Here is a 19,697-nt window from a genome sequence, read left to right as displayed (position 1 = left end):
GGCAGTGGTCCGGGCGTTGATGATCTTCGTGGCGGATCCCCCTTCGCTCATGAGTACACTCGCCCACCATGTGCGAGCCCAGACGGTATGCAAACCGGCACAAGACAGGCGGCGGCCGGCCGGGCGCCGATGCCTTTGCCGGGCGTCCGAGGGCTGCGCGGAACCTGCTCGCCACCGTCACACCTGGCCCGGACCGGACCTCCGCCGTCCGTAGCCGCACCCCATCAAGGCCGGTCTCCGGCTCCCCCTCCGTGCCGGCCGCCGGCACCCCGGGGGCCGTGTGAGACGTCGCGCGAACCGAGGCCGGCACCGGCAGTCCCGTGACCCGCGCGGTCACTGGCTGCTGCTGATCCTGATCCTCCCGGTGATGTTCGGCGCCCTGCTCTTCGAGGGCTGGACCACCCATGAGGTGGATGCCGCGAAGACGCGCAAGGACTGCACCAGCCCCGTGCCCAGGTCCGTCGACAAGGGCGGTCCGGTGCTCCGGTTCCACGACGGCAAGGCGGTCTCGTCCGCGGTGCCGGCCCGTACGGTGGCGCTCACCTACGACGGCGGGCCCGACCCCGTGTGGACACCCCGGCTTCTCGACCTGCTGCGCAAGTACCACGCCCACGCCACGTTCTTCCTCCGCGGCGCGCAGGCGGCCCAGCACCCGGACCTGGTGCGGCGGATCAGGGACGAGGGTCATGAGATCGGCTCGAACACCTACACCGGCGCCGCGATGGGCGCCTCCTCGCCGCTGCGCGCCTCGCTGGAGCAGTCGCTCACGCAGAAGGTGCTGGCGGGCAGTGCGGGCCTGAACACCAAGCTGCTGCGGCTGCCGCAGACCACCGCGGTGGACACCATGTGCGGCGCCGAATGGAAGGCCGCTCAGAAGGCCGGCGCGGAGGGGTACACCCTGGTCGCCGCCGACCGGTGGTTCCGTAATCCGTCGCAGGGTGTGATCCGGCAGTTCGGTCAGAACGATCTCGCGTACCTGGGCACCAAGGAACTGCTCGACAACCCGAAGGTCGACAGGTTCACCACCGTGACGGCCGGAGTCGGGCAGCCCTCGCCCGACGAGCCGGCCTCCCGTGTCGAGCGCTGGTCCGGTATGGCCCTGATCTGGGCCAGGGCCCTGGGGCACGCCTTCATCGGCGCGATGGCCTGGGTGCTCGCCATCGCGGGCGGGCTGGGGCTGCTGCGGCTGGCGATGCTGGTGTTCTTCGCCCGTACCCATGTCCGGCGGCTGACCCGTATCCGCCCCGGATCGACCTGGCTGCGGGAGGTCACCGACCCGGTGACGGTGCTGGTCCCCGCGTACAACGAAGAGGCGGGCATCGAGTCCACCGTCCGTTCGCTGCTCGCCTCCACCCACCGGCAGCTGCAGGTCATCGTGATCGACGACGGGTCGACGGACCGGACGGCGGACCTCGCGGCCCGGATCGGCGATCCGCGGGTGCGGGTGATCCGCCAGGCCAATGCGGGCAAGGCGGCGGCCCTCAACAACGGACTGGCCCATGCGCGGTACGAGATCGTGGTCATGGTCGATGCCGACACCGTCTTCGAACGGGACGCCATCCACCACCTCATCCAGCCGCTTGCCCACCCCGCCGTGGGGGCGGTCAGCGGCAACACCAAGGTCGGCAACCGCCGCCGGCTGCTGGGCAGGTGGCAGCACCTGGAGTACGTCTTCGGGTTCAACCTCGACCGGCGGATGTTCGAGGTGCTGGAGTGCATGCCGACCGTCCCCGGCGCCATCGGGGCCTTCCGCCGGGATGCACTGATGGGCGTCGGCGGCGTCAGCGAGGACACCCTCGCCGAGGACACCGACCTGACGATGGCCCTGTGGCAGGCGGGCTGGCGGGTGCTGTACGAGGAGTCAGCGATCGCCTGGACCGAGGTGCCCACCTCGCTGCGGCAGTTGTGGCGGCAGCGCTACCGCTGGTGCTACGGCACGATCCAGGCCATGTGGAAGCACCGCGGGGTCGTCGCGCAGGTGGGTCCGGCCGGGCGCTCCGGCCGCCGCGGACTGAGCTACCTCGTCCTGTTCCAGGTCGCGCTGCCCCTGTTCGCCCCGGTCGTCGACATCTTCGCGCTGTACGGGATGCTCTTCCTCGGCCCCTGGCAGTCGGCCGGCGTCTGGTGCGGCTTCCTGCTCGTGCAACTGCTCTGCGCCGGATATGCGCTGCGACTGGACGGGGAGAAGCTGCGGTCGCTGTGGGCGATGCCGTTCCAGCTCCTGGTCTACCGGCAGCTGATGTACCTCGTCGTCATCCAGTCCGTGGTGGCCTTCCTGCTCGGCACCCGCCTGAAGTGGCACCGGATGCACCGCTCGGGGACGGCGGCACAGCAGATCGGGCAGCCGGTCACGAATCGGAGGCTGTCGTCGAGGTGAGCGAGCGGGCCGGGACCGGGTCGGAGCGGGCAGGGTGCGGGCCGGGGTGTGAGGACCGTATGCGCGCAAATGCCCCATCACGCACAAAGTCCGCTTTCTCCCCTCTGGTCGGCATTCCGGTCGTGCGGAATGGCGGAATATTTGGTGAAGGGCACGTGAGCATGCAGACTGTCCGCCCATGAGCGACTGGCCGGACGGGTTCCCTGGCGCCAACCGTGAGGGTGGTGCGGGGAAGCCGGTGCATCCCGTCAGCGGGCAGATACGGCAGCACGACCCCTCTCCACCGCAGCCGGTCATCGAGCCACGGCCGGCCGGCCCGTACGGCGGGCGCGGCGGGCCCGTGCGCAGGAGCACCCGGCCCGCGGCCACCCGCCCCACCTGGCGCCGTCGGATCCTGCGGCTCTCGGGCCTCCTGATCGCGGTGGCCCTGCTCGCCTCCGTCGGCACCTACACCTGGGCCGACACCAAGCTGGAGCGCGACGTCGACCTCGGCAAGCTCGCCGGCCGGCCGTCACCGGGCAAGGGTGCCAACTATCTGATCGTGGGCTCCGACAGCCGCCAGGGCCTGTCCGGAAAACAGCTCAAGGACCTGCACACCGGCGGCTCGGCGGCCGCGGGCCGCCGCACCGACTCGATGATCCTGCTGCACATCGGCGCCCACGGCACCACGATGATGAGCCTGCCGCGCGACTCCTGGGTGACCATCCCGCCGTATACCCGGCCCGAGACCGGCAAGCATTACGCCGCGTCGAAGGACAAGCTGAACGCGGCGTTCTCGCGTGGCGGTCCCGAACTGCTCGTACGGACCATCGAGCACAACACGGGCCTGCAGATCGGGCATTACACGGAGATCGGCTTGGCGGGTTTCGTCGGCATCGTGGACGCGGTCGGCGGAGTGCCGATGTGCCTGGACAAGGCCGTCAAGGACGAGAAGTCCGGCGAAAACCTCACCAAGGGCTGCCATACCCTCGACGGCCGCGCCGCGCTCGCGTTCGTCCGCCAGCGCCACCAGGAGGCCCAGGGCGACCTCGGCCGCAGCCGGAACCAGCAGAAATTCCTGGCCGCGCTCTCCCACAAGGCGGCCACACCCGGCACCCTGCTCAACCCGTCCAAGATCTACCCCACCATGAACGCGGGCCTCGGCACGCTCATCGTCGACAAGAGCATGAGCCTGTGGAACCTCACCTCGCTCTTCGAAGCGATGAAGAGCGTTTCGGCCGGCCACGGCGCCCGCGTCCGTGTCCCCGTCTCCAGCCTCGGCTTCAAGACCCCCAAGGGCAGCGCCGTGAAGTGGGACCTGCCGCGGGCGAAGCAGCTCTTCGCGGAACTGCACGACGATCAGCCGGTGACGGCCGGGGCGAAGGGCTAGAAGGCGCCTCCCCTTACGCGGGCCGTCCCGGCACGAGGGTGCCGGGTGCCGCACTTAGGGTGACGGCAGTTGAGCGCGGCACGGTGCCGGGCGAGGGGAGCGACATGGCGGCGGTGGCAGGCAACAGGGTGCTGGGGAAGATTTCGGCGTTTCTGGGGGCGGCAGGGGTGACCAGGGCGGCCTGTACGGCGCTCCGGAAGCGGCCGCCGGGTGGTGCCGCCCGGTGGGAGCGGAAGAACTACGCGGGCCGGATCGTCGACCTGCACGCCGGGCTCGCCACAGCCACCGGGACCGCGCTCGCCGCCGCCACCGCACCGGGGCTGCCCGCCCGGACCCGGACCGCCGCGGCGCTGGCCGTACTGGCCGCCGGGGGCTGCGGGGCGTACGACGACGTGTGCGGTGCCGAGGACCCCCGCCGCGGATTCCGGGCGCACCTCTCGGCACTCCGGGACAAGGAAGTCACCAGCGGCGCCGTGAAGCTGTTCGGGATCGGCGCCGCGGGGCTCGCTGCGGGGGCTCTCATCAAGGAGCGCCCGGCCGACAAGCTCCTGGCCGGTGTGGTGATCGCCGGCTCGGCCCACCTGGTGAACCTCCTGGACGTCCGGCCGGGCCGGGCGGCCGGCGCCGTCCTGGCCATCGGAGCACCCGGGCTGCTGCGCCGCGGTCCGGCGGGCCTGCTGTCCGCGGCGCCCATGGGGGCCGCGGCGGCCGTCATCGGCGATGACCTCGGGGAGCGCACGATGCTCGGGGACGCCGGGGCGCACGCCCTCGGCGCGGCCCTCGGCCTTGCCATCGTCACGGGCAACGGCCGCCGGGGACTGGCCGCACACGCCGCGGGGCTGGTTGCCGCCGCGGCCGTGGGGGACCGGGTCAGCCGGGCGGCCGCGGGGGACCGCGCCAGCCGGACGACCGCGGATTGACACTCATGCGCCCCCTGCGCTCCCGCATCGGCGTACGCGCCCCTAACCGGGGCGCAGGCGCACTCCGGGGAGTGGACTCACTCGAACGAGCCGTTAACCCGCGCGGGCGGTTTGTCGCCCATGTGGGTGATCTGGTAGGTGCCGGGGTGAGACTTCCCACCGGAACGGCGGGCTGACGGTGCCGAATTGACATCGCCGGGCTGGCATCCTGGGCGCGGTGCGCAGTCGCGGGCGTGCTCGCCCCGCCCTGTCGGGTGTGCTCACCCGTCCTGCCCGTCCTGCCCGTCCGCCGGGACAGGCGGGCGGCCGCTTGTGCGCGTCGCGGCACCCCGCAGCAAACGGACCGACCCGCCGGTACGGCCCGTCCCGACCGATACAGGAGCCCGGACCACGTGATCAGCACCCCGACCTCGGCGCACGGGCTGTCGCCGCTGCGCACGGTCCAGGTGCTGGGGCACGGCAGCGCCGGCAGCGCCGCGCACGTCCGCTCGCTGGCCGAAGGGCTCGTCGCACGCGGGGTGCGGGTGACCGTGTGCGCCACACCGGAGTCCGAGGAGGCCTACGACTTCACCGGCGCGGGCGCGCGGTTCGTACATGTCCCTCCGCGTACGGATCCGGCGAGCGTGGCCTCGCTGCGCAGTGCCTGCTGGGATGCCGACCTGGTGCATGCGCACGGCCTGCGGGCCGGGCTGCGTGCCTCGATGGCGTTGCGCGGACTGCGCGGCCCCCGGGGCGGACGGCGGGTGCCCTTGGTCATCACCTGGCACACCAAGGCGCACATCGAGGGCGCGCGGGCCGGGCTGGTGCATCTGATGGAGCGGCGGGTGGCGCGGGCGGCGGCCGTGGTGCTGGGAGCGTGCTCCGACCTTGTCGACCGGGCGCGTGAGCGGGGCGCGCGCGATGCCCGGCTCGCGCCGGTCGCGATTCCCCGCCCCCGGTCGGGCGGCGCTCCGGCCGAGCCCGGGAGCCACGACCGGATGTTCCGCAAGGAGCGGGCCGAACTCGGCGCGGTGGACCGCCCGTTGCTGCTCGCGGTCGGCCGTCTCGACCCCAGCCAGGGTCATGACCTGCTGCTGGACGCGGCGCACGCCTGGTGTGCGCTCGACCCGCAGCCGCTGGTCGCCATCGCGGGGGAGGGCGAGCAGCGGGCGGTGCTGCAGCGGCGGATCGACGTCGAGCAGTTGCCCGTCCAGCTGCTCGGGCGCCGTGACGATGTGCCCGAACTCCTCGCCGCCGCCGACCTGGTGGTGCTGCCCAGCAGGTGGGAGGCCCGCTCGCTGATCGCCCAGGAGGCGCTGCGCGCCGGGGTGCCGCTGGTCGCCACCGACACCGGAGGCACCCGCGAACTGGTCGGCCGCGCCGCGGAACTGGTGCGTTACGGCGATGCGGCTGCCCTGGCCCGTACGGTGCTCGCGCTCCTTGCCGATCCGGTACGGCGGGATGCACTCGCCGCGGCGGGCCGCGACCAAGCCGCCGGCTGGCCCAGCGAGAACGACACCGTGACCCAGGTCCTCAGCGTCTACGACGAACTGACCCAGCCGGTCCAGCCCGCGTAGCCGAGACGCTGCGGCGTCGAGTCGTCGAGTCGTCAAGGCAGCGAGTCCTCGCGGCGGCCGGGCACGTCCGGCCGCCGTCCACCCGCATCCGGGCCCGCCGCGCCCGTTACGGCTTGTCCGTATGACGCCTGGCGCGCAGGGCCAGGCGCAGGCCCAGGACCGTCTGCGGATCGTCCAGGTCCGTGCCCAGCAGCTGGGCGATACGGGCCAGCCGGTCGTACAGCGTCTGCCGGTTCACATTGAGGTCGCGGGCGGTCTCGGCCTTGCGGCCCGCGCTGGCCAGATAGGCCTCCAGCGTCGGCAGCAGCGGCTGACGGGCACCCCGGTCATGGGCGAGCAGTGGGCCGATGGCGCGCTCCACGAAGTCGGTGAGCACCCCCTGCTCGCCGTGCTCGCGCATCCGCCACAACAGCAGCTCGATGTCCAGGCGGCGCGCGTCGTACCAGGGCGCTTCCGGCAGCCCCTGGGCCGCGGCCGACGCCTCCGTGGCATGCCGCAGGCCGGGGCCTGCCGCCGCCCAGTCGCCGGGTGCGCCGACCACGACCACTGGACGGTGGGCGGCCGGCCGGTCCAGGCCCGTGCGGACGACTCCGGCACGCAGCGCGTCGGCGATCCGGTCGGCGAGCGCATCGCGGTCCTGGCCCCCGCGCAGCGCGACGAGCATCGGAACCCGGCCCTCCACGGGGCGTACGCCGAGGAGCACGGGCACCCCAGGGGTGGCAAGTTCCTCGCGCAGCGCCTGGGCGAGCAGCGCCCAGCTGCCGGGGGAGGGGAGGCCCGCGGGCAGCCTCATCACCACCGGGAGCACGGGGTCCGTGCCGGGGCGGAAGCCCAGCAGACGGGCCTGGCCGGGTGCCTCGGCGGCGGAGATCCGGCCCTCCGCCAGGTCGGCGAGGAAGTCGCCGCGGCCACGGGCGGCGAGCACTTCCTCCTGGCGGGACTGGAGCATGACGACGGCCAGGAGGTCGGCCGCGCGCTCGGCGGCGATCCGGTGCACCGGCGCCAAGGGGGTGTTGACGGGCAGCAGGACGAGGCGGGCACGGACCGCGTCGGGGCCGGGGCCTCCCCCACTCTCGGCTCCTCCCCCAAGCTCTCGGCTCCGCTCGACCAGGGGGGACCCCCATGCGCGGGGGGACCCCCATCCGGGCACGTCGATGCGTACGCCGGTGTCGCGCAGGCCCTCCCAGGCCAGCAGCGGGTCGGCGTCCGCCGGGCCGTCGTCGGCGTCCGGGCCCGCCGCGTACAGCGGGCTGCCGTCGGGGGCCTCCAGGCAGAGCGGATTTCCGGTGAAGACGGCCAGCAGCCGCAGCACCTCGGGAGCGCCGCCGCCCCGCAGCAGCACATCCGTGCAGCGCCGCAGGATCTCGTCGGCCCGCCGCAGCAGCGCGTAGTGGCTGTTGATGATCTCGGTGTGGATCGCTTCGGTGACCGTGACGTACGGGACCTCGCGGTGCAGCTGGATCAGCGGCAGTCCGCAGTCCCGTGCGGCGTCGACCAGCGCGGCCGGCAGGGACGCGAAACGGGAGCCCAGCTCCACGACGAGAGCGGCGATCTCGCGGTCCGCGAGCTTACGGATGAAGGCGCGCTGTTCGGACGGCCGGGCACCCAGTCCCAGCCCGGTGGTCAGCAGCAGCTCGCCGCCCTTGAGCAGCGAGGCGATATGCGGGACCTCGCCCGCGTGCACCCAGCGCACCGGGCGGTCCAGCCGGTCCTCGCCGGCCAGGACCTCCGGCAGGCCGCGTCGCAGCGCGGGCAGCTCCAGTGCCCTGCGTACCGTGATCTCGGCTTCGATCTTCGCTTCCGGCCCCATGACCAGGAACGGTACCCGTATTCCGCGGTGCGGAGCAGGGCGGTCCGGACGGCGGTGCCGTGCCGCGCGGGGGCGGAGGTGTGTGGTCGGCGGGCGGTGCCGCGCCGCACCGGGGCAGGGCAGAGGCGCGGCCGCTGACCAGGACCGCCCCCACCGCCGCTCTCATGCCGACTCCCGCACCACCAGCCGCGCCTCGGTGATCACCGGCGCGAGCTCCGCCGGACCGGCCCCCGGCCCACGCTGCCCTCCCAGCGCCCTGCCAGCCCTGTCCGCCGCGTCCGCCCCATCCCCCGCGTCTGCGCCGGCCGCATCCGTCCCATCCATCCCGTTCGCCCCGTTCGCCCCCGTCGACTTCCGCGGATCCAGCACCCGCAGCAGCAACCGGGCCATCAGCCGCCCCATCTCCTCCACGTCCTGCCGCACCGTGGTCAGCGGTGGATCCGCCCAGGCCGCCGGCTCCAGATCGTCGTAGCCGACCACCGCCACATCGTCCGGCACCCGCCGCCCGCGGGCCCGGAGCGTACGCAGCGCGCCGCTCGCCATCAGGTCGGAGCAGACGAAGACGGCGTCCAGGTCCGGTACGGCATCGAGGAGCCGGGCCATGGCCCGCTCACCGCCCTGCGCCGTGAAGCCGCCGTCCGCGATCAGCCGCGGGTCCGGCTCCGGCGTGCCGAGCGCCTCGCGGTAGCCGTCGAGACGGTCCACCGCGGACGTCTGGTCGAGCGGTCCGGTGATCACGGCGATCCGGCGGCGGCCGCGGCCGAGGAGATGGCGTACGGCCTGCCGGGCGCCGTCGCGGTTGTCGGTGTCGACGTACAGCGGCCGGGGTGCGCGGTCGGCGCCCGCCCAGCCGGGCCGGCCGCCGTAGACGGTGGGCAGCCCGGCGCGCTCGGCCATGGCCGGCAGGGGGTCGTCGCGGTGCAGCGAGAACATCAGCGCGCCGTCGACATGCCCGGCCGACAGATAGCGGCCGATGCGGTCGTAGTCGGCGCGCTGCTCGACCAACATCAACAGGAGCTGGGTGTCGGCCGCGGACAGTTCGCGGCTGATGCCCCGCAGTTGGCGTCCGAAGAACGGATCGCTGAAGACCCGGGCCTCGGGCTCCGCGATGACCACGGCGACCGCTCCCGTGCGGCGGGTGACCAGGGAGCGGGCCGCGCTGTTCGGTACGTACCCCAGCGCGGCGACCGCCTCGCGGACCCGTTCGCGGACCGCGGCCCGTACGCCCGCACCGCCGTTGACCACGCGGGACACCGTGGCGCGGGAGACCCCGGCGAACGCGGCGACCGCCTCCAGCGTCGGGCGCGGCCCCGGGCTCTTCGGCTCAGCCACCATCCACCCCTCTCCCCACCGCTCCTCTCCGCTCTCTCTCCACTTCTTCAACTCCTTTTACCTCGCGATGACTTGACGGTGTTCCGCCGAGTCGGCAGGGTTCACTGCGCACGATATGAGAGCGCTCTCACGCTGGATGGCTTTAAGGAACTCCCCACCCCCCACTGCCGGAAAGAGTGCCATGAGCATGAGATATCGGCCCGGGAAGTCCTGCGCACAAGCGGCGGCGAAGCGGCAACAGCCGCAGGGAGCCGCCTCGTGATCACTCGCCGCAGCCTGCTCGGCGGCCTCGCCGCCGGCGCCGCCACCGCCTCCGGCCTCGCGTCGGCCGGCCGTGCCCTCGGCGCCTCCGCCCCCGTCCATGCCCCCGTCCACGCCCTCGCGTCGGCCACCCGGCCCGCCCGGAGCGCCGCCTCGATGCCCCTGCACGTCGTCAACCGCTCCGGCGCCTACGCCAACTCCTCGGTCTGGATCTACCTGGTCGGCAACGACGGCACCCAGCAGGTGCACGTCACCCCGGACGGCGAACTCCGGCCCGTCGCGCTCGCTGACAACGGCCCGGACGGCTACACCGACTACGCGATACCGCTCGCCGCGAGCGGCACCACCACCCTTCAGCTGCCACAGATGTCCGGCCGGATCTACACCGCGCTGGGCGGCAAGCTCAAGTTCAAGGCGGTCGAGGACGGCAACGGCAAGGCCGCGCTCGCCTACCCGGCGGGCTGGGTCTCCTCCGACCCCAATTACGACGTCCTCCACGACTGCGCCGAGTTCACGTACAACTCCGGTGGAATGTTCTGCAACACCACGATGGTCGACATGTTCAGCGTCCCGCTGGCGATCAAGCTCACCGGGGCCAGGGAGCAGACCACCGGCGAGCTCGAGGACGGGGCCCGCGCCACGGTCTTCTCCGACGTCAAGGCCGCCGAGGGCTTCGACCGCCTGGTCATCGGCGACCGGCGCGTGATCGCCCCCGGCCACGGCCTGGACACCGGGCTGTTCGCGACCGACTACCTCGCCCCGGCCATCGACGAGGCCTGGTCCGCCTACGCGGCCAAGGACCTGACCGTCACCACCGCCGCGGGCACCTTCACCGGCCGGGTCAGCGGCGGAAAGCTCTCCTTCGCCGTCCCTCAAGGCCTCAGAGGCCGGGGCGGGAGTGCCCCCACCGGGACGGTCTCCTTCGACAAGCCGTCCACCCGCGACGTCCTCTTCTGCGACGGCACCCTCGCGGCCCCCAATGACAGCACCCGCGGCCCCATCGCCGCCATCCTGGGCGCCGCCCTCAACCGCTCCACCCTCACCACGCAGGCGCAGCAGCCCACCACCGATCCGGCCGCCTTCTACCGGCAGCAACTGACCAACCACTACGCCAAGGCCATGCACGCCGCGACGCGGGACGGCAAGGCCTACGGCTTCGCCTTCGACGACGTCGCCGGCTTCGCCTCCTACATCGAGGACGGCGCCCCGAAGGAGATCACCCTCACCCTGACCCCCTTCTGACGCCCACCCCGGCCCCCTTCGGGCGCGCAACCCGGGGCCCTTCCCACGCAAAAGGTGCCGCCCCGGTCTCCCGGGGCGGCACCGTCACAGCCGTACCTGTAGGGTCTCGCGGCTGGTGTCGGAAATCGCCCTCGTGACCTGCAGGTTCTTCCGCAGTATCACGTCGTGTCGGACGTCGGAGTCTCAACCTCGTGTCGTTTCCTCGACGGTCCGTCTTGATCGGATCGGATGTCATTCCGAGACGAGTTGGCTCGTGCGGAACCAGAGTTCGTGCTGAGGCCCCGTCCGGCTCTGGATTCACTGCTCGCCAGCAGCCTCACCCAGAAGGTCGGGTGACTTCCCAGGCCGCCTCGATCATCTGAAAGATCTCGTCCAGCGCGGCGTCCGGGTCGGCCGCCTCGCGGACCAGCGCATAGGCGTCGATCACGAACCTCGCGATCGTCCGGCAGGCCGTTGTGCTCTGTGACAGGTCGGGATCGGCGACGAGGGCCGTGGCCAGCGACTCCGCGTGGCGCAGCCGCATCGACTCCTCGTACTCCCGCAGGGCACGTGACGCGTCGATCATGCGGTAGATCGGGGCGGCGCCGTCCCCCGTGCAGTGCCGGACCATGGCCTGGATCTCGCGGCGCAGCGCGGGGATGAGTGGCTCGTGCGGCTCCCGGCCGGTGACCGCCTGCGTGAGGCGTTGCTCGAAGTTCTCGTCCTGCTCGAACACCAGGGCCTCTTTCGAGGCGAAGTGGGAGAAGAGCGTGGTGACGGCCACGTCGGCCTCGGCGGCCACGTCACGGATGCCCACCGCGTCGTACCCGCGCTCCAGGAAGAGCCGCAGGGCGGTGTCGGCGATCTTCTGGCGGGTCGCGGCCTTCTTGCGTTCACGGCGTCCGGTCGTCGGCACGGTCATGCCGCTGACACTACCAAATCCAAAGGAATAGCAGTTTCTAAACCATAACCGTTAGTGTTACGGTCGGCCGTATGAAGAGAGTGAGCTTCGCCGAGTTCGGCGGTCCCGACGTTCTCCACCTCGAAGACGCCGAGGAGCCCCACGCGGGCCCCGGCCAGATACGCGTCGCCGTGCGGGCGGCGGGCGTGAACCCGGTCGACTGGCGGATCCGTGAAGGCCAGTTCCAGAAGGTCCGCCCGGTCGAGTTGCCTGCCGGAGTCGGGCAGGACGCCGCCGGGGTGGTGGACCAGGTCGGCGAGCACGTCGAAGGGGTCGAGGTCGGTGACCGCGTGTTCGGGCGAGGCTCAAGTACGTATGCCGAGTTCGCCGTGCTGTCGGCCTGGGCCCACATGCCCGAGGGGCTGACCTTCGAAGAGGCGGCCGGATACCCCTCCGTGGTGGAGACCGCGCTGCGCATCATCCGCCAGGCCGGTGTGGAGCCCGGGCAGACGCTGCTGGTCAGCGGCGCGTCGGGGGGAGTGGGATCGGCGGTACTGCAGATCGCCCGCGAGCGCGGCATCACGGTGATCGGCACCGCAGGGCCTGCGAACCAGGACTATCTGCGCGGCCTGGGCGCCCTCGCCACGACGTACGGCGAGGGCTGGGTCGAGCGAGTGCGGCGGCTCGGCCAGATCGACGCGGCGCTCGATCTGGCCGGCTCGGGCGTGATCCGCGAACTCGTCGAGCTGACCGGGGACCCGCAGCAGGTGATCTCCATCGCCGACCTCGGCGCGCCGGACCTCGGCGCCCGCTTCTCCGGCGTGACCGGGAACGTGCCGGAAGCCCTCGCCGCGGCCGCCGGCCTCATCGCGCGCGGGAAGCTCCACATCCCGGTCGAGAAGTCGTACCCGCTCACCGGGGCCGCGGCGGCGCACATCGACAGCAAGGCCCGTCACACGCGCGGGCGCCGGGTCATCGCCCTCTGAGCCCTTTCCCGGTGGGGTGCCGGGTCGGCACCTTGCCGACCCGGCACCCTCCCTTCGGCATCCAAGGAGCCCCATGCACGCCCCTGTCACGATCATCGGCGCCGGACTCGGCGGCCTCGTCCTGGCCCGCGTCCTGCATGTCCACGGCATCCCGTTCACGTTGTACGAGGCGGAGTCCTCCCCGACGGCACGTGCGCAGGGCGGGATGCTCGACATCCACGGCCACAACGGTCAACTCGCCCTCCAGGCAGCCGGGTTGATGGACGAGTTCCGCGGCATCGTCCTGGAGGGCCGCCAAGCGATACGGCTCCTCGGTCGGGACGGGACCGTCCTGTTCGACAGGGCCGACGACGGTACGGGCCAAAGTCCTGAGGTGCAGCGCGGCGAGCTGCGGCAGCTGCTCCTTGACGCACTCCCCGATGGCACCATCCGATGGGGCCACAAGGCCACCGGCATTCGCGCCCTCACCGGGGGCCGTCACGAGGTGACCTTCGCGAACGGCACCACCACCGTCACGAGCCTGCTGGTCGGCGCGGACGGCGCGTGGTCACGCGTCCGGCCGCTGCTCTCCGACGCCACACCCGAATACGTCGGCCGGTCCTTCGTCGAGACCTCTCTGCACGACGCCGACACCGGGCACCCGGCCACCGCGAAAGCGGTGGGCGGCGGGACGCTCGTCGCGCTCGACCCGGACACGAACGGCAAGTGGCTCGTGGCTCACCGCGAGAAGGGCGGGACCCTCCACGCCTACATCACCGTGACCAGGCCGCAGGACTGGTTCGCCGCCATCGACTTCACCGATGCCGCCGCAGCCGCCGAGCGGATCGCGGAGGAGTACGACGGCTGGGCACCGGAACTCACCGCCCTGATCACCGCCGGCCAGACCGCGCCGGTCCTGCGCCCCCTCCACGCCCTGCCGGTCGGGCACCGCTGGGACCGGGTGCCGGGAGTGACCCTGCTCGGCGACGCCGCCCACCTCTCAACCCCCAACGGTGAAGGCGCCAACCTGGCCATGGAGGACGGTGCCGAACTCGGAAAGGCCCTCGCCGCACACCCCGACGACATCGAGACCGCCCTCACCTCATACGAACAAGCGCTGTTCCCCCGCAGCGCCGCGGCCGCCGCCGAAGTCGCCCACAACCCCACACCCCAGGACGTGATCAATTTCTTCACCGACCGAGACCAAGCGGGAATCTGACAGTCCCGCAGAGGTGAGCGACTGAAAGCTCTCCTGCTGAACGACTTACTACGCATACGGAGGTTGTCCGTGTTTGCTATGCAATACCACCGCTACGGCGGTTCCGAAGTCCTCTGCATGGAGGAGGTCGAAGAGCCGCACGCCGGGCCCGGTCAGGTCCGCATCGCGGTGCGTGCCACCGGCGTCACCCCGGTTGACTGGTACCTGCGTTCAGGGATGCTGCGGGACATCGCCACCCTGGACTTCCCCCACATCCCCGGCATGGATGCCGCCGGAATAGTCGACGAGGTGGGAGAGGGGGTGACCGGCACCGCCGTGGGAGACGAGGTCTTCGGCCTCGTCCCCTTCGTGGACCAGGGAGGCGCCGCGGCCCAGTACGCCGTCCTTGAGGCATGGGCATCCAAGCCTCAGTCGTGGTCTTTCGAGGAAGCGGGTGGCGCCGCGGGCAACATCGACACAGCCATGCGTGTACTGGAAGCCCTGGAAGCCGCCGAGGGCATGACCTTGCTGATCGATGGTGCCGCCGGAGGCGTCGGCACCATCACCGCGCAACTCGCCCAGGCTCGCGGCCTCGACGTGATCGGCACCGCGAGCGAAGGCAACCACGGCTTCCTCGACCAGCTCGGCGTCGTTCCGGTCACCTACGGGGCGGGGCTGGCCGATCGCCTTGCCCCACTGGCTCCGCACGGGGTCGACGTGGTTCTGGACGCGGCCGGTAAGGGCTCTCTTGGCGAACTGGTGGCCATCGCCGGCGACCCGCACCGCGTGGTGACCATCGCCGACTTCGACGCCGGCCGACACGGAGTGCGGTACTCCCGCTCCCAAGCAGGAGAGTCGCCGGGCTGGGCAGGACTGCCACTGGCGGCCGATCTCGCCGACCGCGGACGCCTCACCGTCCCGCTGCACGCCGTGTTCCCGTTGAAGGAGACCGCCACAGCTCACGACGCCAGCGCCACCGGCCACGCGCGCGGCAAGATCGTCATCACCGTGCCCTGACAGCCGTGGGCCTGGCCGCGCTCGCCGCCTACCGCATGTGGCTCAGCCGTTTCTGCTGAAGGCCGTGGTTGCGGGGAAGGTCCGGCTCAGCAGCCTCCCCGATCGGAACGCTGTCGAGATCGGCGCGGCGCCCCGAGAAGTGCTTCTGGCCGTTGTACCAACGGAAGGTTCTCCGCGGAGTCACCGCCGCCAACGTGGCACTACCGGTGCTCTCCCATGGTTCGCCTTCGACCACCTGGTCCGGCGTACGGAAACTCACCACGGCCGACTCAACGGACACCAGCCACCCCCGCCCCTGCAGCAGGCTCGATGCGATCAAGCAGTGGATGACAGCCTGGAGCAGACATCCGCGCCCCCTCCAGAAAAGCCGGAGGTACTCACACGTTTGAGCGAAACAACGGTCGGTGTCCGGTCTCATTAGATCTTGCTGAGGCGGGGCCGCTGACCTGCGGGGTGACATGCTGAGGTGCGACTCACGGAGGGCGAAACATGGCGTCCCGGGACCGTTCCGCGGCCCGGCGCAACGGCCAGCCGTCATCGACGACGCACCGGGCCAGACGCAGCCTGCCGGTCGGCGTCAGCGGGGCGTTACGGTGGATCACGAGGGTCTCCTGGCATCGGTGCAGACTTCGCAATCCACACCGAAACCAGAAGGCCCTCCCTCTTTCAAGCACCCTGAGAGGCATGTCGCCTGTCACCAACGTCCCGGGACAACACATCTAGCCAGTCTCACGGTGATGTCGTATCCGACATCCGTACGACATCGACTGTGAGATTCCGACACGGAAAATGAGGCCCTACAGCACCTCAGCCTCCGTAAGCCCCGCTGGCCGTCAGCCGCAGTGCCGTGTCGATCAGCGGAACGTGGCTGAACGCCTGCGGGAAGTTGCCCACCTGCCGCTGGCCCTTGGGGTCCCACTCCTCCGCGAGCAGGCCCAGGTCGTTGCGGAGCGAGAGCAGCTTCTCGAAGAGCTTGCGGGCCTCGTCGACCCGGCCGATCATCGCGAGGTCGTCGGCGAGCCAGAACGAGCACGCCAGGAAGGCACCTTCCTCACCCTCCAGGCCGTCCACCCCGAGATCGTGCGCACCGGACGTCGGGTAGCGCAGCACGAAGCCGTCCTCGGTGGACAGCTCCCGCTGGATCGCCTCGATCGTGCCGATCACGCGCTTGTCGTCCGGCGGCAGGAACCCCATCTGCGGGATCAGCAGCAGCGAGGCGTCCAGCTCCTGCGAGCCGTAGGACTGGGTGAAGGTGTTGCGTTCCTTGTCGTAGCCGTTCTCGCAGACGTCGCGGTGGATCGTCTCGCGCAGGTCCTTCCAGCGCTCCAGCGGCCCGTCGACATCCCCGGACTCGATCAGCTTGACCGTGCGGTCGACCGCGACCCAGGTCATGACCTTGGAGTGCACGAAGTGCCGGCGCGGGCCGCGGACCTCCCAGATGCCCTCATCCGGCTCGTCCCAGTGCTTCTCCACCCATTGGATCAGCTTGAGCTGGAGCAGCGAGGCGTAGTCGTTACGGGCCAGGCCCGTCATGTGCGCCAGATGCAGCGCCTCGGTGACCTCGCCGTAGACATCGAGCTGGAGCTGTCCGGCGGCGCCGTTGCCGACCCGCACCGGACGGGAATTCTCGTACCCGGGAAGCCAGGTGAGATCGTTCTCGCCCAGTTCGCGCTCACCGGCGATGCCGTACATGATCTGCAGGTTCTCCGGATCGCCGGCCACCGCCCGCAGCAGCCACTCCCGCCAGGCCCGCGCCTCTTCGCGGTAGCCGGTGCGCAGCAGGGAGGACAGCGTGATCGCCGCGTCCCGCAGCCAGGTGAAGCGGTAGTCCCAGTTGCGCACGCCGCCGATGCACTCCGGCAGCGAGGTCGTCGGCGCCGCCACGATCCCGCCGGTCGGCGCGTACGTCAGCGCCTTCAGCGTGATCAGCGAACGCACCACCGCATCGCGGTAGGGGCCGTGGTACGTGCAGTGCTCGACCCACTCGCGCCAGAACTCCTCGGTCGCCTCCAGCGACGCCTCGGGCTCCGCCACCGCCGGCGGCGGCTTGTGGGAGGGCTCCCAGCTGATCGTGAACGCGATCCGCTCACCCGGCGAAACGGTGAAGTCGGAGAACGTCGTCAGGTCCTTGCCGTACGTCTCCGCCTCGGTGTCCAGCCACACCGAATCGGGGCCCGCCACCGCGACCGTACGGTCGTCGATCTTGTGCACCCAGGGCACGACCCAGCCGTAGGAGAACCGCATCCGCAGCTCCGAGCGCATCGGCACCCGGCCGCTGACGCCCTCCACGATGCGGATGAGCTGCGGCGCGCCATCGCGCGGGGGCATGAAGTCGATCACCCGGACGGTGCCGCGCGGGGTGTCCCACTCCGATTCCAGGACGAGCGAATCGCCCCGGTAGCGCCGGCGGTCGGCCGGTGCGGGCCGGCCCCCGGGGCCGTTGACCGGCCCCATCCGCCAGAATCCGTGCTCCTCCGTGCCCAGCAGTCCTGCAAAGACCGCCGGGGAGTCGAAGCGCGGCAGGCACAGCCAGTCGACCGTGCCGTCCCTGCACACTAGAGCGGCGGTCTGCATATCGCCGATGAGTGCGTAGTCCTCGATGCGCCCGGCCACGTGCATCTCCCGTCGAACTGGAGTCACGCCCCCCATGGGACGTTGTGATCTGTCCGTCCTGCCCATGAAACGTCGCCGAGCAGCGGGACCGGAAATCGGGCGGCGGGGGTGGTGCCTTCCCGGACGGCTCGTTGCGAGTGTCCGAGCAGGATACGACGCACGTGGGTGATCCGCGCGACCCTCGCGACGAGTGAAGCGGTCCAAACGGGTGGCCTCCGTCACGTGACAGCGTCATCCGGAGCGGTCACTTCCAGGTTCCGCTGTGCGGCCGGGCACGACCATGCCAGGTCGCTGATAGCCTGGTACCCCGTGGACCGGTGGGACGCAGATAGATGTCACGGCAGAAGTCACGGCACCCCCGAACCGCAGCGACGGCACCTGAATCCCAGGCCCCACGCCGCTTCGCACCTCTCCACCTCGCGACCACGGGAGTTCCCTCTTGGCCATGCCGCCCAAATCCACGACGACCAAGCACCTCTTCGTCACGGGGGGCGTCGCCTCCTCGCTGGGCAAGGGGCTCACCGCCTCCAGCCTGGGTGCTCTCCTCAAGGCGCGGGGCCTGCGGGTCACGATGCAGAAGCTCGACCCGTACCTGAACGTCGACCCGGGAACGATGAACCCGTTCCAGCACGGTGAGGTCTTCGTCACCAACGACGGCGCCGAGACCGACCTGGACATCGGCCACTACGAGCGCTTCCTCGACGTCGACCTCGACGGCAGCGCGAACGTCACCACCGGCCAGGTCTACAACACCGTGATCGCCAAGGAGCGGCGCGGCGAGTACCTCGGTGACACCGTGCAGGTCATCCCGCACATCACCAACGAGATCAAGCACCGCATCCGGCGGATGGCGACCGAGGACGTCGACGTCGTCATCACCGAGGTCGGCGGCACCGTCGGCGACATCGAGTCGCTGCCGTTCCTGGAGACCGTCCGCCAGGTCCGCCACGAGGTCGGCCGGGACAACGTCTTCGTCGTCCACATCTCGCTGCTCCCCTACATCGGCCCCTCCGGTGAGCTGAAGACCAAGCCGACCCAGCACTCGGTCGCGGCGCTGCGCAACATCGGTATCCAGCCCGACGCGATCGTGCTGCGTGCCGACCGCGAGGTGCCCACCGCGATCAAGCGCAAGATCTCGCTGATGTGCGACGTCGACGAGGCCGCGGTCGTCGCCGCGATCGACGCCCCGTCGATCTACGACATCCCCAAGGTGCTGCACACCGAGGGCCTGGACGCCTATGTCGTACGGAAGCTGGACCTCCCGTTCCGCGACGTGAACTGGACCCAGTGGGAGGACCTGCTCGACCGCGTCCACAACCCCGACCACGAGGTCAAGGTCGCGCTGGTCGGCAAGTACATCGACCTGCCGGACGCCTACCTCTCGGTCACCGAGGCGCTGCGGGCCGGCGGCTTCGCGAACAAGACCCGCGTGAAGCTGAAGTGGGTCACCTCCGACGACTGCAAGACCCCGGCCGGCGCCGCCCAGCAGCTCGACGACTGCGACGCCGTCTGCATCCCCGGCGGCTTCGGCGACCGCGGCGTGGACGGCAAGGTCGGCGCGATCACCTACGCCCGGGAGAACAAGCTCCCGCTGCTCGGCCTGTGCCTGGGCCTGCAGTGCGTGGTCATCGAGGCGGCCCGCAACCTGGCCGGCATCGAGGGCGCGAACTCCACCGAGTTCGACCCGGCCGCCGCCGACCCGGTGATCTCCACGATGGCCGAGCAGATGGACATCGTCGCAGGTGAGGGCGATATGGGCGGCACGATGCGGCTGGGTATGTACCCGGCCAAGCTCGCCGAGGGCTCCATCGTCCGCGAGGTCTACGACGACCAGCCGTACGTCGAGGAGCGCCACCGCCACCGCTACGAGGTCAACAACGCCTACCGCGGTGAGCTGGAGAAGAAGGCCGGGCTGCAGTTCTCCGGCACCTCCCCGGACAACAAGCTCGTCGAGTACGTCGAGTACCCGCGCGAGGTGCACCCCTACCTCGTCGCCACCCAGGCGCACCCCGAGCTGCGCTCCCGTCCGACCCGCCCGCACCCGCTCTTCGCCGGGCTGGTGAAGGCCGCGGTCGCGCGCAAGACGGGCACCGCGAAGTAAGGGACAGCGCGACGGATACGGTTGCCGGGGTACGGCCTCTTCGAGGTCGTGCCCCG

General features: G+C 71.2%; 14 protein-coding genes and 1 pseudogene. 9 read left to right on the top strand and 6 right to left on the bottom strand.

The window, feature by feature from the left end; genetic code table 11:
• Positions 1-280 precede the first annotated feature (280 nt).
• The 4 genes from ABR737_RS11965 (at position 281) to ABR737_RS11950 (ending at position 6,222) form a co-directional block, all read left to right on the top strand.
• Positions 281-2,377: a bifunctional polysaccharide deacetylase/glycosyltransferase family 2 protein gene (locus tag ABR737_RS11965; RefSeq protein WP_350250168.1), complete on the top strand. Its 2,097-nt coding sequence runs from the start codon at positions 281-283 to the stop codon at positions 2,375-2,377.
• Between the two features lie 178 nt (positions 2,378-2,555).
• Positions 2,556-3,746 carry an LCP family protein gene (locus ABR737_RS11960; RefSeq protein WP_350250167.1) on the top strand — a complete coding sequence of 397 codons (1,191 nt, stop codon included), beginning with the start codon at positions 2,556-2,558 and terminating at the stop codon, positions 3,744-3,746.
• 104 nt (positions 3,747-3,850) lie between these two features.
• Positions 3,851-4,666: a hypothetical protein gene (locus tag ABR737_RS11955; protein ID WP_350256755.1), complete on the top strand. Its 816-nt coding sequence runs from the start codon at positions 3,851-3,853 to the stop codon at positions 4,664-4,666.
• Positions 4,667-5,058: 392 nt separating this feature from the next.
• Positions 5,059-6,222, top strand: a complete 1,164-nt coding sequence (locus ABR737_RS11950; protein ID WP_350250166.1) for a glycosyltransferase family 4 protein — start codon at positions 5,059-5,061, stop codon at positions 6,220-6,222.
• Between the two features lie 106 nt (positions 6,223-6,328).
• Here the strand turns inward: ABR737_RS11950 and ABR737_RS11945 are convergent, their stop codons facing one another.
• Together ABR737_RS11945 and ABR737_RS11940 are read right to left on the bottom strand one after the other, a co-directional pair.
• The gene (locus ABR737_RS11945; RefSeq protein WP_350250165.1) at positions 6,329-8,032 is read right to left on the bottom strand and encodes a PucR family transcriptional regulator; all 1,704 of its coding nucleotides are present in this window, start codon (positions 8,030-8,032) and stop codon (positions 6,329-6,331) included.
• Positions 8,033-8,194: 162 nt separating this feature from the next.
• Entirely contained in the window at positions 8,195-9,367 is a 1,173-nt protein-coding gene (locus ABR737_RS11940; RefSeq protein WP_350250164.1) for a LacI family DNA-binding transcriptional regulator, read from the bottom strand.
• Positions 9,368-9,622: 255 nt separating this feature from the next.
• Here ABR737_RS11940 and ABR737_RS11935 point away from each other — a divergent pair, with 255 nt between their 5' ends.
• On the top strand, positions 9,623-10,867 hold the full coding sequence (locus ABR737_RS11935) for a beta-1,3-glucanase family protein (protein WP_350250163.1): 1,245 nt from the start codon (positions 9,623-9,625) through the stop codon (positions 10,865-10,867).
• A 316-nt stretch (positions 10,868-11,183) separates the two neighbouring features.
• Here the strand turns inward: ABR737_RS11935 and ABR737_RS11930 are convergent, their stop codons facing one another.
• Positions 11,184-11,768, bottom strand: a complete 585-nt coding sequence (locus ABR737_RS11930; protein ID WP_350250162.1) for a TetR/AcrR family transcriptional regulator — start codon at positions 11,766-11,768, stop codon at positions 11,184-11,186.
• A gap of 71 nt (positions 11,769-11,839) precedes the next feature.
• Between ABR737_RS11930 and ABR737_RS11925 the strand changes: the two genes are divergently transcribed.
• From ABR737_RS11925 to ABR737_RS11915, 3 genes are all read left to right on the top strand, one after another.
• Positions 11,840-12,733, top strand: a complete 894-nt coding sequence (locus ABR737_RS11925) for an NADP-dependent oxidoreductase (RefSeq protein ID WP_350250161.1) — start codon at positions 11,840-11,842, stop codon at positions 12,731-12,733.
• Positions 12,734-12,806: 73 nt separating this feature from the next.
• Positions 12,807-13,931, top strand: a complete 1,125-nt coding sequence (locus ABR737_RS11920) for an FAD-dependent oxidoreductase (protein WP_350250160.1) — start codon at positions 12,807-12,809, stop codon at positions 13,929-13,931.
• Positions 13,932-14,000: 69 nt separating this feature from the next.
• Complete coding sequence (locus tag ABR737_RS11915) at positions 14,001-14,927, top strand: NADP-dependent oxidoreductase (RefSeq protein WP_350250159.1); 927 nt, start codon at positions 14,001-14,003, stop codon at positions 14,925-14,927.
• Between the two features lie 28 nt (positions 14,928-14,955).
• On the opposite strand, the gene ABR737_RS11910 is transcribed toward ABR737_RS11915, so the two are convergent.
• The 3 genes and pseudogenes from ABR737_RS11910 to ABR737_RS11900 all read right to left on the bottom strand — a co-directional run bounded on the left by ABR737_RS11910 (position 14,956) and on the right by ABR737_RS11900 (position 17,546).
• A complete protein-coding gene (locus ABR737_RS11910) occupies positions 14,956-15,246 on the bottom strand; it encodes a hypothetical protein (protein ID WP_350250158.1) in 291 nt (96 codons plus the stop codon).
• Positions 15,247-15,430: 184 nt separating this feature from the next.
• Positions 15,431-15,529, bottom strand: a pseudogene (locus ABR737_RS11905) (IS481 family transposase); the annotation flags it as partial.
• 205 nt (positions 15,530-15,734) lie between these two features.
• Positions 15,735-17,546 (bottom strand): glycoside hydrolase family 15 protein, encoded by a 1,812-nt coding sequence (locus ABR737_RS11900; protein WP_350256754.1) that lies wholly within the window; start codon positions 17,544-17,546, stop codon positions 15,735-15,737.
• A 439-nt stretch (positions 17,547-17,985) separates the two neighbouring features.
• Here ABR737_RS11900 and pyrG point away from each other — a divergent pair, with 439 nt between their 5' ends.
• Positions 17,986-19,641 carry a CTP synthase gene (gene pyrG, locus ABR737_RS11895; RefSeq protein ID WP_350250157.1) on the top strand — a complete coding sequence of 552 codons (1,656 nt, stop codon included), beginning with the start codon at positions 17,986-17,988 and terminating at the stop codon, positions 19,639-19,641.
• Positions 19,642-19,697: the final 56 nt, after the last annotated feature.

The sequence above is a fragment of the Streptomyces sp. Edi2 genome, from assembly GCF_040253635.1.
Lineage (GTDB): Bacteria > Actinomycetota > Actinomycetes > Streptomycetales > Streptomycetaceae > Streptomyces.
The sequence above is the reverse complement of the archived record's forward strand: the minus strand, read 5'-3'. Positions and strand labels throughout refer to the sequence as shown.